This is a genomic window from Enterobacter quasimori (assembly GCF_018597345.1).
GTDB lineage: Bacteria > Pseudomonadota > Gammaproteobacteria > Enterobacterales > Enterobacteriaceae > Enterobacter > Enterobacter mori.
In genome coordinates this window covers 117,766-131,712 of record NZ_JAHEVU010000004.1, presented here as the reverse complement: position 1 = coordinate 131,712, position 13,947 = coordinate 117,766, and the positions used below count along the sequence as shown (strand labels likewise).

The 13,947-nt window shown below is 55.5% G+C and carries 11 protein-coding genes; all 11 read left to right on the top strand.

From position 1 onward, the window contains the following. Nucleotide 1: 1 nt before the first annotated feature. Nucleotides 2-1,318 (top strand): UDP-N-acetylmuramoyl-L-alanine--D-glutamate ligase, encoded by a 1,317-nt coding sequence (murD, locus tag KK102_RS16250; protein WP_042718665.1) that lies wholly within the window; start codon nucleotides 2-4, stop codon nucleotides 1,316-1,318. Continuing rightward, on the top strand, nucleotides 1,318-2,562 hold the full coding sequence (gene ftsW / locus KK102_RS16245) for a cell division protein FtsW (RefSeq protein WP_042718662.1): 1,245 nt from the start codon (nucleotides 1,318-1,320) through the stop codon (nucleotides 2,560-2,562). Before murD ends, ftsW begins: the two co-directional genes overlap by 1 nt. After that, nucleotides 2,559-3,623, top strand: coding sequence for an undecaprenyldiphospho-muramoylpentapeptide beta-N-acetylglucosaminyltransferase (gene murG, locus KK102_RS16240; RefSeq protein ID WP_108417093.1), 1,065 nt, complete (start codon nucleotides 2,559-2,561; stop codon nucleotides 3,621-3,623). Before ftsW ends, murG begins: the two co-directional genes overlap by 4 nt. A gap of 57 nt (nucleotides 3,624-3,680) precedes the next feature. After that, nucleotides 3,681-5,156 carry a UDP-N-acetylmuramate--L-alanine ligase gene (gene murC, locus KK102_RS16235; protein ID WP_126545107.1) on the top strand — a complete coding sequence of 492 codons (1,476 nt, stop codon included), beginning with the start codon at nucleotides 3,681-3,683 and terminating at the stop codon, nucleotides 5,154-5,156. Beyond that, entirely contained in the window at nucleotides 5,149-6,069 is a 921-nt protein-coding gene (locus KK102_RS16230; RefSeq protein ID WP_216358018.1) for a D-alanine--D-alanine ligase, read from the top strand. The genes murC and KK102_RS16230 overlap by 8 nt, the downstream gene beginning before the upstream one ends. A 1-nt stretch (nucleotide 6,070) precedes the next feature. Continuing rightward, nucleotides 6,071-6,913 carry a cell division protein FtsQ gene (ftsQ, locus tag KK102_RS16225; protein WP_010426973.1) on the top strand — a complete coding sequence of 281 codons (843 nt, stop codon included), beginning with the start codon at nucleotides 6,071-6,073 and terminating at the stop codon, nucleotides 6,911-6,913. Next, nucleotides 6,910-8,166 carry a cell division protein FtsA gene (ftsA, locus tag KK102_RS16220; RefSeq protein WP_010426970.1) on the top strand — a complete coding sequence of 419 codons (1,257 nt, stop codon included), beginning with the start codon at nucleotides 6,910-6,912 and terminating at the stop codon, nucleotides 8,164-8,166. The genes ftsQ and ftsA overlap by 4 nt, the downstream gene beginning before the upstream one ends. Before the next feature lie 63 nt (nucleotides 8,167-8,229). Further along, entirely contained in the window at nucleotides 8,230-9,381 is a 1,152-nt protein-coding gene (ftsZ, locus tag KK102_RS16215; RefSeq protein ID WP_008501978.1) for a cell division protein FtsZ, read from the top strand. A 101-nt stretch (nucleotides 9,382-9,482) separates the two neighbouring features. Beyond that, entirely contained in the window at nucleotides 9,483-10,400 is a 918-nt protein-coding gene (gene lpxC / locus KK102_RS16210) for a UDP-3-O-acyl-N-acetylglucosamine deacetylase (protein ID WP_010426966.1), read from the top strand. A gap of 277 nt (nucleotides 10,401-10,677) precedes the next feature. Next, nucleotides 10,678-11,181 carry a secA translation cis-regulator SecM gene (gene secM / locus KK102_RS16205; protein WP_185805604.1) on the top strand — a complete coding sequence of 168 codons (504 nt, stop codon included), beginning with the start codon at nucleotides 10,678-10,680 and terminating at the stop codon, nucleotides 11,179-11,181. Between the two features lie 59 nt (nucleotides 11,182-11,240). Beyond that, entirely contained in the window at nucleotides 11,241-13,946 is a 2,706-nt protein-coding gene (secA, locus tag KK102_RS16200; RefSeq protein WP_126545104.1) for a preprotein translocase subunit SecA, read from the top strand. Nucleotide 13,947: the final 1 nt, after the last annotated feature.

Below are 13,947 nucleotides of genomic sequence, written 5' to 3'. Positions count from 1 at the left end.
CATGGCAGATTACCAGGGTAAAAAAGTCGTTATCATCGGGTTGGGCCTCACGGGCCTTTCCTGCGTGGACTTTTTCCTTGCGCGCGGCGTCACGCCACGCGTGATGGATACGCGTGTCTCTCCGCCGGGTCTGGACAAGCTGCCGGAGCAGGTTGAACGCCACCTTGGTGGTCTGAATGATGACTGGCTGCTGGCCGCCGATCTGATTGTTGCCAGCCCGGGTATGGCGCTGGCGCACCCTTCACTCAGCGCTGCATCCGATGCGGGCGTAGAGATTGTTGGGGACATCGAACTGTTCTGCCGCGAAGCGCAGGCTCCGATTATCGCCATTACCGGCTCAAATGGTAAAAGCACGGTCACTACGCTTGTCGGCGAGATGGCAAAAGCGGCGGGTAAGAACGTTGGTGTTGGCGGCAATATTGGCCTGCCAGCCCTGATGCTGCTGGATAAAGGCTGCGAGCTGTACGTGCTGGAACTTTCCAGCTTCCAGCTTGAAACCACCTCCAGCCTGCACGCGGCTGCCGCGACGATCCTCAACGTGACTGAAGATCATATGGATCGGTATCCCTTTGGTCTGCAGCAGTACCGCGCGGCTAAGCTGCGCGTTTATGAAAATGCCAAAGTCTGCGTGGTTAACGCCGACGACGCGCTGACCATGCCGGTGCGCGGCGCAGATGACCGCTGCATCAGCTTTGGGATTACCATGGGTGATTACCATCTGAACCGTCAGCAGGGTGAAACCTGGCTGCGCGTGAAGGGTGAAAAAGTGCTGAACGTGAAAGAGATGACGCTTTGCGGTCAGCATAACTACACCAATGCGCTGGCAGCACTGGCGCTGGCGGATGCCGTTGGCCTGCCGCGCTCTTCCAGCCTGAAGGCGTTGACCACATTTACCGGTCTGGCGCACCGCTTCCAGTTAGCGCTGGAACATAACGGCGTGCGCTGGATTAACGACTCCAAAGCCACCAACGTGGGAAGCACGGAGGCCGCGCTGAACGGTCTTCACGTTGAGGGTACGCTGCATTTGCTGCTGGGCGGTGATGGAAAATCTGCAGATTTCTCCTCGCTGAAACAGTATCTCTCCGGAGATAACATCCGCCTGTACTGCTTTGGCCGTGACGGCAGCGAACTGGCTGAACTGCGCCCGGAGATCGCCGAGCAAACTGAGACCATGGAACAGGCGCTGCGCCTGATCGCGCCGCGCGTGAAGCCAGGCGACATGGTGCTGCTTTCTCCGGCTTGCGCCAGCCTCGATCAATTCAAGAATTTCGAACAGCGTGGTGATGTCTTTACCCGCCTGGCGAAGGAGTTAGGCTGATGCGTTTATCTCTCCCTCGCCTGAAAATGCCGCGCCTGCCAGGATTTGGAATTCTGGTGTGGCTGTTTGCGGCACTGAAAGGCTGGGTGATGGCTTCCCGGGATAAGGATTCCGATAGCCTGATCATGTATGACCGCATGCTCTTCTGGCTTACGCTGGGGCTGGCGGCGATCGGCTTTATCATGGTGACTTCGGCCTCCATGCCGGTCGGGCAGCGTCTGGCTAACGATCCCTTCCTGTTTGCCAAGCGTGACGGGCTGTACATCATTCTGGCTTTCTGCCTGGCGCTGGTGACCTTACGTCTGCCGATGTCGTTCTGGCAGCGGCACAGTACGGCTATGTTGATTGCGTCCATTATCATGCTGCTGATCGTACTGGTTGTCGGGAGCTCCGTTAACGGGGCATCGCGCTGGATCGCCTTTGGTCCACTGCGTATTCAGCCTGCGGAATTTACCAAGCTTTCCCTGTTCTGCTACCTGGCGAACTACCTGGTGCGTAAGGTTGATGAAGTTCGTAATAACCTTCGCGGCTTCTTAAAGCCGATGGGCGTGATTCTCGTGCTGGCGATCCTGCTGCTGGCACAGCCTGACCTTGGTACCGTGGTGGTACTGTTTGTCACCACGCTGGCGATGCTGTTCCTGGCGGGTGCAAAGCTGTGGCAGTTCATCGCCATCATCGGGATGGGGATTTCGGCGGTTGTGCTGCTGATCCTCGCCGAGCCTTACCGTATCCGCCGCGTGACCTCGTTTTGGAACCCGTGGGAAGACCCGTTCGGCAGCGGTTATCAGCTGACGCAGTCGCTCATGGCGTTTGGTCGCGGTGAAGTCTGGGGGCAAGGCCTGGGCAACTCGGTGCAAAAACTGGAGTATTTGCCGGAAGCGCACACCGACTTCATCTTCTCCATTATTGGGGAAGAACTGGGTTATATCGGTGTGGTATTAGCGCTATTAATGGTATTCTTCGTCGCTTTCCGCGCCATGTCGATTGGCCGAAAAGCGCTGGAGATCGATCACCGCTTCTCAGGTTTCTTAGCCTGTTCAATTGGTATCTGGTTTAGCTTCCAGGCATTGGTTAACGTCGGGGCCGCAGCGGGTATGCTGCCGACTAAGGGCCTGACGTTGCCGCTGATCAGTTATGGTGGTTCGAGTCTGCTGATTATGTCGACGGCCATCATGTTTTTGTTGCGCATAGATTATGAGACGCGTCTGGAGAAAGCCCAGGCGTTTACACGAGGTTCACGATGAATCAACCGAAGCGGTTAATGGTGATGGCAGGCGGTACCGGCGGACACGTGTTCCCGGGGCTGGCGGTTGCGCACCATTTAATGGATCAGGGCTGGCAGGTACGCTGGCTGGGAACCGCAGACCGCATGGAGGCCGATCTGGTACCGAAGCACGGTATTGAGATCGACTTTATTCGTATTTCTGGCCTGCGAGGCAAAGGCCTCAAGGCAATGCTGCTGGCACCGGTGCGTATTTTTAACGCCTGGCGTCAGGCCCGCACCATCATGAAGCAGTTTAAGCCTGATGTGGTGCTGGGAATGGGCGGGTACGTGTCTGGTCCTGGAGGGCTGGCGGCGTGGTCCCTGGGCATCCCTGTTGTGCTACATGAGCAGAACGGTATCGCCGGGCTGACCAACAAATGGCTGGCAAAAATTGCCACCAAAGTGATGCAGGCATTCCCTGGCGCGTTCCCGAAAGCGGATGTCGTCGGAAACCCGGTGCGCGTCGATGTGCTGGCGCTGCCGCTGCCTGACGCTCGCCTGAATGGTCGTGAAGGTCCGGTACGCGTGCTGGTTGTCGGCGGCTCTCAGGGGGCACGCATACTGAACCAGACGATGCCGCAGGTGGCCGCAAAGCTGGGCGATGCCGTGACCATCTGGCATCAGAGCGGTAAAGGTGCTCAGCAGACCGTTGAGCAGGCTTACGCCGAAGCGGGACAGCCGCAGCACAACGTAACGGAATTTATTGACGATATGGCCGCAGCCTATGCCTGGGCCGATGTCGTGGTCTGTCGTTCTGGTGCATTGACGGTGAGCGAAATCGCCGCTGCGGGTCTGCCAGCCCTTTTTGTGCCTTTCCAGCACAAAGACAGGCAGCAGTACTGGAATGCGCTGCCGCTTGAGAAAGCCGGTGCCGCGAAGATTTTTGAGCAGCCACAATTTACCGCCGATGCGGTCGCCACCACTCTGGCGGGCTGGAACAGAGACGCATTGCTGGAAATGGCACAGCGCGCGCGCGCAGCGGCTATCCCGGATGCAACGGAACGAGTGGCAAAAGAAGTGAGCCTGGCAGCCCAGGCTTAACCCTCGCAGCGCGTGAAGCGCGGCACGAATTTTTAAGTAGTCGATGGCGTTTAGAGAATGAATACACAACAACTGGCAAAACTGCGTTCTATCGTGCCCGAGATGCGTCGCGTCCGGCACATTCACTTTGTTGGCATCGGTGGTGCTGGCATGGGCGGTATTGCCGAAGTGTTAGCTAACGAAGGTTATCAGATCAGCGGGTCTGACCTGGCGCCAAACCCTGTAACGCAGCAGCTGGCGTCGCTTGGGGCGACTATCTATTTCAACCATCGCCCGGAAAACGTGCGCGATGCGAGCGTGGTGGTGGTATCGAGCGCCATTTCCTCTGACAACCCGGAAATCGTTGCCGCACATGAAGCGCGTATTCCGGTGATCCGCCGCGCTGAGATGCTGGCGGAACTGATGCGTTTTCGTCACGGTATCGCCGTTGCGGGCACGCACGGTAAAACCACCACCACGGCGATGGTATCCAGCATTTATGCGGAAGCGGGTCTGGACCCGACGTTCGTTAACGGTGGTCTGGTGAAAGCGGCAGGCGTCCATGCGCGTCTGGGCCACAGCCGTTACCTGATTGCGGAAGCGGATGAGAGCGATGCGTCGTTCCTGCATCTGCAGCCGATGGTGGCGATTGTCACCAATATCGAAGCTGACCATATGGATACTTACCAGGGCGACTTCGAAAACTTAAAGCAGACGTTTATTAACTTCCTGCACAACCTGCCGTTCTATGGCCGTGCGGTAATGTGCGTTGACGATCCGGTGATCCGCGAGCTGCTGCCGCGCGTCGGTCGTCAAATCACCACTTATGGCTTCAGCGAAGATGCTGATGTTCGTGTGGAAGAGTACAAACAGATTGGGGCGCAGGGGCATTTCACCCTGGCGCGTCAGGACAAAGAATTGCTGCACGTGACGTTGAATGCGCCAGGTCGCCATAACGCCCTGAATGCGGCGGCGGCGGTTGCGGTAGCGACGGAAGAAGGCATTGATGATGACGCGATCCTGCGCGCGCTGGAAAGCTTCCAGGGGACAGGCCGTCGCTTCGACTTCCTTGGTGAATTCCCGCTGGACGCCGTGAACGGTAAATCGGGCACCGCGATGCTGGTAGACGATTACGGTCACCATCCAACGGAAGTGGACGCCACAATCAAAGCGGCTCGTGCGGGTTGGCCGGACAAAAATCTGGTGATGATTTTCCAGCCCCACCGCTTCACCCGTACCCGCGACCTGTATGACGATTTCGCTAACGTGCTGTCGCAGGTCGATACGCTGCTGATGCTGGATGTTTATTCAGCGGGCGAAATTCCTATTCCGGGCGCGGACAGCCGTTCTTTATGTCGCACCATCCGTGGACGCGGTAAAGTGGACCCTATTTTGGTTTCGGACCCGGCTCAGGCAGCAGAAATTCTCGCGCCGGTGCTGACGGGTAACGATTTGATTCTGATTCAGGGTGCGGGAAATATCGGCAAAATCGCCCGTACCTTAGCCGAAATCAAACTGAAGCCGCAAACTCCGGAGGACGAGCATCATGGCTGATAAGATTGCTGTCCTGTTTGGCGGCACCTCCGCCGAGCGCGAAGTGTCCCTGAATTCAGGCGCTGCCGTTCTGGCGGGCCTGCGTGAAGGTGGCGTTGATGCCCATCCGATCGATCCGAAAGAGATTGATGTGACCCAGTTGAAAGCGATGGGCTTCGATAAAGTTTTCATTGCGCTGCACGGCCGCGGCGGTGAAGACGGTACATTGCAAGGGCTGCTGGAGTTAATCGGCCTGCCGTATACCGGCAGCGGCGTGATGGCGTCTGCCATCTCCATGGATAAACTGCGCAGCAAACTGCTGTGGCAGGGCGCGGGGCTCCCCGTTGCACCATGGGTTGCTCTGACGCGTACTGAATTTGAATTGGGCCTGTCGGACAGCGTTAATACACGCATTGCCGCGCTGGGCTTACCGGTTATTGTTAAGCCGAGCCGTGAAGGGTCGAGTGTGGGGATGTCTAAAGTCGATAAAGCTGAGGATTTATCTGCCGCTTTAACATTGGCATTTCAACATGATGAAGAAGTTCTGATTGAAAAATGGCTCAGCGGGCCGGAATTTACCGTTGCGATGCTTGGCGAAGAAATTTTACCGTCAATTCGTATCCAACCTGCCGGAGTCTTCTATGATTATGAGGCGAAGTATCTCTCTGATGAGACGCAATATTTCTGTCCAAGTGGTCTTGAAGCAGAACGTGAAGCCGATTTACAGTCTCTGGTGCTCAAAGCCTGGAATGTTTTAGGCTGCCGCGGCTGGGGACGCATTGATGTCATGCTCGACGGTGACGGGCAATTTTACCTGCTGGAAGCCAACACCTCTCCAGGCATGACGAGCCATAGCCTTGTGCCGATGGCCGCGCGTCAGGCGGGGATGAGCTTCTCGCAGTTAGTCGTACGTATTCTGGACCAGGCGGGCTGATATGTCTCAGGCTGCATTGAACACGCGCAACCGCGATGAAGAGGAAGAATATACGTCTTCACGCCGGAGTAATGGAACGCGTCTTGCAGGGATTATCTTCCTGCTCGGGGTGCTGTGCACCGTGTTTATCAGCGGCTGGATGGTGCTGGGCTGGATGGAAGATGCGCAGCGTTTACCGCTCTCTAAGCTGGTGGTGACCGGCGAGCGTCACTACACGCGTAACGATGATATTCGCCAGTCTATTCTGGCCCTGGGCTCGCCTGGCACCTTTATGACCCAGGACGTCAATATTATCCAGAGCCAGATTGAACGTCTGCCGTGGATAAAACAGGCGAGTGTAAGAAAGCAATGGCCTGATGAATTGAAGATTCATCTGGTTGAATATGTGCCCATTGCGCGTTGGAATGATCAGCACATGGTAGACGTAGACGGAAATTCCTTCAGCGTCCCAAGCGATCGCGTCAACAAGCAAAATTTACCGATGTTGTATGGCCCTGAAGGCAGCGAAAACGAAGTGTTACAAGGTTTCCGCGAGATGGGGCAGGTGCTGGCTAAGGATCGCTTTACGTTAAAAGATGCCGCAATGACGGCGCGCCGCTCCTGGCAACTGACGTTAACGAACGGGATCAAGCTCAACCTTGGCCGCGGCGACACAATGAAACGTCTGGCGCGATTTGTAGAACTTTACCCGGTTTTACAGCAGCAGGCGCAGACGGACGGCAAACGGATAAGCTACGTTGATTTGCGCTATGACTCAGGCGCAGCAGTCGGTTGGGAGCCGGCTCCGGTCGAGGAACCTAATCAGCAACAGAATCAGGCACAGGTACAGGCAGAACAACAATGATCAAGGCGACGGACAGAAAACTGGTAGTTGGACTGGAGATTGGCACCGCGAAGGTTGCCGCTTTAGTAGGGGAAGTTCTGCCCGACGGTATGGTCAATATCATTGGCGTGGGGAGTTGCCCATCCCGTGGTATGGATAAAGGTGGGGTAAACGACCTTGAGTCGGTGGTGAAATGCGTACAGCGCGCCATCGATCAGGCTGAGTTAATGGCAGATTGCCAGATTTCTTCTGTCTATCTGGCCCTTTCTGGCAAGCACATCAGTTGCCAGAACGAAATCGGTATGGTGCCGATTTCCGAAGAAGAAGTGACTCAGGAAGACGTTGAAAACGTTGTGCATACTGCGAAGTCCGTGCGCGTCCGCGATGAGCATCGCGTACTGCACGTGATCCCGCAGGAATATGCGATCGACTACCAGGAAGGCATTAAGAACCCGGTGGGTCTTTCCGGCGTACGTATGCAGGCAAAAGTGCACCTGATCACATGTCACAACGATATGGCGAAGAACATTGTTAAAGCCGTTGAACGTTGTGGCCTGAAAGTTGACCAACTTATTTTCGCCGGTCTGGCCGCGAGTTATTCCGTGCTGACCGAAGATGAACGTGAACTGGGCGTCTGTGTGGTCGATATTGGTGGTGGTACAATGGACATGGCTGTCTATACCGGCGGTGCGTTGCGCCACACCAAAGTGATCCCGTACGCAGGGAACGTTGTGACCAGCGATATTGCCTACGCCTTTGGTACGCCGCCGAGCGATGCAGAAGCGATTAAAGTGCGCCACGGCTGTGCGCTGGGCTCAATCGTTGGCAAAGATGAGAGCGTTGAAGTGCCAAGCGTCGGTGGTCGTCCACCGCGTAGCCTGCAGCGCCAGACGTTGGCAGAGGTGATTGAGCCGCGCTATACCGAGCTGCTCAACCTGGTCAACGAAGAGATTTTGCAGTTACAGGAACAGCTTCGTCAGCAGGGTGTTAAGCATCATCTTGCGGCGGGGATTGTATTAACCGGCGGGGCAGCGCAAATTGAAGGTCTTGCGGCCTGCGCTCAGCGCGTATTCCATACGCAGGTGCGTATTGGTGCGCCGCTGAATATCACCGGTTTAACGGATTACGCTCAGGAGCCGTATTATTCAACGGCCGTGGGCCTGCTGCACTACGGGAAAGAATCCCATTTGAGTGGTGAAGCAGAAGTGGAAAAACGCGTCTCGGTGGGGTCGTGGGTCAAACGACTTAACACCTGGTTGCGAAAAGAGTTTTAATTTTTTTAAGAGACCGGAGAGAATTAGCGGTCTCGGGCGACAGGCACAACGGAGAGAGAAATTATGTTTGAACCTATGGAACTGACCAACGACGCGGTGATTAAAGTCATCGGCGTCGGTGGCGGCGGCGGTAACGCCGTAGAGCATATGGTGCGTGAACGCATTGAAGGTGTTGAATTCTTTGCAGTTAACACCGATGCGCAGGCGCTGCGTAAGACGGCAGTTGGCCAGACTATCCAGATCGGCGGTGGCATCACCAAAGGGCTGGGCGCTGGGGCTAACCCGGAAGTCGGTCGCAACGCGGCTGAAGAAGATCGTGAAGCCCTGCGTGCTGCACTGGAAGGTGCGGACATGGTCTTCATCGCAGCCGGCATGGGCGGCGGTACCGGTACCGGTGCAGCACCTGTTGTGGCTGAAGTGGCAAAAGATTTAGGTATCCTGACCGTTGCCGTCGTGACCAAGCCTTTCAACTTCGAAGGCAAGAAGCGTATGGCCTTCGCGGAGCAGGGTATCACCGAGCTGTCCAAACATGTGGACTCGCTGATTACCATCCCGAACGACAAGCTGCTGAAAGTTCTGGGTCGCGGTATCTCCCTGCTGGACGCCTTTGGCGCAGCAAACGACGTGCTGAAAGGCGCGGTTCAGGGTATCGCTGAACTGATTACCCGTCCTGGCCTGATGAACGTCGACTTTGCAGACGTTCGTACCGTGATGTCCGAGATGGGCTACGCGATGATGGGCTCTGGCGTGGCGAGCGGTGAAGACCGTGCAGAAGAAGCGGCAGAAATGGCGATCTCTTCTCCACTGCTGGAAGATATCGATCTGTCTGGTGCGCGCGGTGTGCTGGTCAACATTACCGCTGGCTTTGATCTGCGCCTGGATGAGTTCGAAACCGTGGGTAACACCATTCGTGCGTTCGCCTCTGACAACGCTACCGTGGTAATCGGTACCTCCCTTGACCCGGAAATGAACGACGAACTGCGCGTCACTGTTGTTGCCACCGGTATCGGTATGGACAAGCGTCCTGAGATCACCCTGGTGACCAACAAACAGACTCAGCAGCCGGTGATGGATCGTTACCAGCAGCACGGTATGTCTCCACTGACTCAGGAGCAGAAACCGGCCGCGAAAGTGGTAAACGACCCGACTCCACAAACGGCAAAAGAGCCAGATTATCTGGATATCCCGGCGTTCCTGCGTAAGCAAGCAGACTAGGAATTGGCTGGAATTTGGGGATTTTCGCTCTTTGTGCTAAACTGGCCCACCGTTAGTGATATACACTCTCGGTTGGATAGTTAATTTGGCGAGATTATACGATGATCAAACAAAGGACACTTAAACGTATCGTTCAGGCGACGGGTGTCGGTTTACATACCGGCAAGAAAGTCACCCTGACGCTACGCCCTGCGCCGGCCAATACCGGGGTCATCTATCGTCGCACCGACTTGAATCCACCGGTAGATTTTCCGGCCGATGCCAAATCTGTGCGTGATACAATGCTCTGTACTTGCCTGGTGAACGAGCATGACGTGCGGATTTCTACCGTAGAGCACCTGAACGCCGCCCTGGCGGGTCTGGGTATCGACAACATTATCGTTGAAGTCGATGCACCAGAAATCCCGATCATGGATGGTAGTGCTGCACCGTTCGTCTATCTGTTGCTGGATGCCGGCATCGAAGAACTGAACTGCGCGAAGAAATTTGTTCGCATCAAAGAGACCGTTCGTGTCGAAGATGGCGACAAGTGGGCTGAATTCAAACCGTACAATGGTTTCTCGTTGGACTTTACCATCGACTTTAACCATCCGGCGATTGACTCCAGCACTCAGCGCTATGCGATGAACTTCTCTGCTGATGCGTTTATGCGTCAGATCAGCCGTGCTCGTACGTTCGGCTTTATGCGTGATATCGAATATCTGCAGTCCCGCGGCCTGTGCCTGGGCGGTAGCTTCGATTGTGCCATCGTTGTTGACGATTATCGCGTACTGAACGAAGACGGCCTGCGTTTTGAAGATGAATTCGTTCGTCACAAAATGCTGGATGCGATCGGCGACCTGTTTATGTGTGGTCACAACATCATTGGTGCATTTACCGCGTTCAAATCCGGTCATGCGCTGAACAACAAACTGTTGCAGGCCGTCCTGGCAAAACAGGAAGCCTGGGAATATGTGACCTTTGAAGACGAAGCTGAACTGCCGCTGGCCTTCAAAGCACCGAACATGGTTCTGGCGTAACCGTCTGTACCGTTCGTAAAAAATCGACTGGTTAACCTGGTACTCTCTCCGACCAGGAAGACCAGTCGTTTTTATTTTTACTCTTCTTTGTTTTCCCCGGTTAATCCGCACGCCCGTCTGGCGTAGAAAATCTGTGCGTTAGCTGCATTCTTGACCGTTTTTCCCTGCTGCATTACGTCATTCCTGCTGCTGCGCATTGGCTTTAGTGGTAATATCTGGGCGCTAAAAAGAATAACTGAACTCAGCCTCTGAAAGGCTGGCTTATTGGGTGGAGCAGGTGAGCGGAATACTGACGCGCTGGCGACAATTTGGCAGACGTTACTTCTGGCCGCATCTCTTATTAGGGATGGTCGCGGCGAGCCTCGGCTTGCCTGCGCTCAGTAACAGTGCTGAAGCGGCAACACCGACAAAAACCTCCACCACCAAGCACGATCTTACCACGCGGGTTAATTTTACTAACCTCGCGCTGCTTGAAGCGAATCGCCGCCCAAACTTCTCGGTTGATTACTGGCATCAACACGCCATCCGCACGGTTATCCGCCATCTGTCCTTCGCGATGGCACCGCAGACCATGCCTGTTGCTGAAGAGACGCTGCCGGTTCAGGCTCAGCATCTTGCTCTGCTGGACACGCTCAACGCGCTGCTCACGCAGGACAGCCAGCCGCCGGTTATGGTTCGTCAGAGGGCGCAATTCGCGCTCATTCCTCCTGCCACATTTTCTGTCTCGACATGGATAAGCCAGGTTCACGGCATCCGTGCCGGACCGCAACGCCTCAGCTAAATTAACCTTCTTTCAATACCTTAATTTATCTGCCCATCTGGGGCGTTTGAGAATTTATTATGTTAATCAAATTATTAACCAAAGTTTTTGGTAGTCGTAACGATCGTACCCTGCGCCGTATGCGTAAAGCTGTTGCCGTCATCAACGGTATGGAACCGGCGATGGAAAAGCTGTCCGATGACGAGCTGAAGGCGAAAACGGCGGAGTTCCGCGCGCGTCTGGAAAAAGGCGAAACCCTGGAAAGCCTGATCCCGGAAGCGTTCGCCGTTGTGCGTGAAGCGAGTAAACGTGTATTCGGCATGCGTCACTTCGACGTGCAGCTGCTGGGCGGTATGGTGCTTAACGAGCGCTGCATCGCGGAAATGCGCACCGGTGAAGGTAAAACCCTGACCGCAACGCTGCCCGCTTACCTGAACGCACTGACCGGTAAAGGCGTTCACGTCGTTACCGTCAACGACTATCTGGCACAGCGTGACGCCGAAAATAACCGTCCGCTGTTTGAATTCTTAGGCTTGACCGTGGGCATCAACATGTCCGGCCTGCCTGCGCCAGCCAAGCGCGAAGCGTATAACGCGGACATCACCTACGGTACTAACAACGAATACGGCTTCGACTACCTGCGCGACAACATGGCGTTCAGCCCTGAAGAGCGCGTCCAGCGTAAGCTGCACTATGCGCTGGTGGATGAAGTGGACTCCATCCTGATCGACGAAGCGCGTACCCCGCTGATCATCTCCGGCCCGGCTGAAGACAGCTCCGAGATGTACCGTAAAGTCGACAAAATCATTCCACACCTGCTGCGTCAGGAGAAAGAAGACTCCGATACCTTCCAGGGTGAAGGTCACTTCTCTGTGGATGAAAAAGCGCGCCAGGTGAACCTGACCGAACGTGGTCTGGTGAAAATTGAAGAGCTGCTGGTCGCTGAAGGCATTATGGAAGAGGGCGAGTCTCTGTACTCCCCGAGCAACATTATGCTGATGCACCACGTGACCGCCGCGCTGCGCGCGCACGCGCTGTTCACTCGCGACGTCGACTACATCGTAAAAGACGGCGAAGTGATCATCGTCGATGAGCACACCGGCCGTACCATGCAGGGGCGTCGCTGGTCTGACGGTCTGCACCAGGCGGTTGAAGCCAAAGAAGGTGTGGATATTCAGAACGAAAACCAGACGCTGGCGTCCATTACCTTCCAGAACTACTTCCGTCTGTACGAGAAGCTGGCAGGGATGACCGGTACTGCAGATACCGAAGCGTTTGAATTCAGCTCTATCTACAAGCTGGATACCGTGGTTGTTCCTACCAACCGTCCGATGATCCGTAAGGATATGCCGGACCTGGTGTACATGACCGAAGCGGAAAAAATTCAGGCGATTATCGAAGATATTCGCGACCGTACTGCCAATGGCCAGCCGGTTCTGGTGGGGACCATCTCCATCGAGAAATCCGAAGTGGTTTCCAACGAGCTGACCAAAGCGGGCATTAAGCACAACGTTCTTAACGCCAAATTCCACGCCAAAGAAGCGGACATCGTTGCGCAGGCGGGTTATCCGGCGGCCGTAACCATCGCCACCAACATGGCGGGTCGTGGTACCGATATTATGCTGGGCGGTAGCTGGCAGGCCGAAGTGGCGGAGCTGGAAAACCCGACCCCAGAACAAATTGCGCAGATCAAAGCCGACTGGCAGGTGCGTCACGATGCCGTGCTGGCATCGGGTGGTCTGCACATCATTGGTACCGAGCGTCACGAATCTCGTCGTATCGATAACCAGCTGCGTGGTCGTGCGGGTCGTCAGGGTGATGCCGGTTCATCCCGGTTCTACTTGTCTATGGAAGATGCGCTGATGCGTATTTTTGCCTCCGACCGCGTGTCCGGCATGATGCGTAAACTGGGTATGAAGCCTGGCGAAGCGATTGAGCACCCGTGGGTCACCAAAGCGATCGCTAACGCACAGCGCAAAGTGGAAAGCCGTAACTTCGATATTCGTAAGCAGCTGCTAGAATATGATGACGTGGCTAACGATCAGCGTCGTGCGATCTACACCCAGCGTAACGAACTGCTGGACGTGTCCGACGTGAGCGAAACCATCAACAGCATTCGTGAAGACGTGTTCAAAGCCACCATCGACGCGCATATTCCACCGCAGTCTCTGGAAGAAATGTGGGATATCGAAGGCCTGCAGGAACGTCTGAAAAATGACTTTGACCTCGAACTGCCAATCAAAGAGTGGCTGGACAAAGAGCCTGAGCTGCACGAAGAGACGCTGCGTGAACGTATCTTCGAAACTGCGCTGGACGTCTACAAGCGTAAGGAAGAAGTCGTTGGCGAAGAGATGATGCGTCACTTCGAAAAAGGCGTGATGCTGCAGACGCTCGACTCCCTGTGGAAAGAGCACCTGGCGGCGATGGACTACCTGCGCCAGGGTATCCACCTGCGCGGCTATGCGCAGAAAGATCCGAAGCAGGAGTACAAGCGTGAATCCTTCTCCATGTTTGCCGCTATGCTGGAATCGCTGAAGTATGAAGTCATCAGCACCCTGAGCAAAGTTCAGGTGCGTATGCCGGAAGAAGTAGAAGCGATGGAGCAGCAGCGTCGTGAAGAAGCTGAGCGTCTGGCACAGATGCAGCAGCTGAGTCACCAGACTGACGAAAGCGAAGCCGCAGCGGCGATCGCAGCGCAGACCGGCGATCGTAAGGTGGGTCGTAACGATCCGTGCCCATGTGGTTCCGGTAAAAAGTACAAGGCGTGCCACGGCCGTCTGAGCTAAG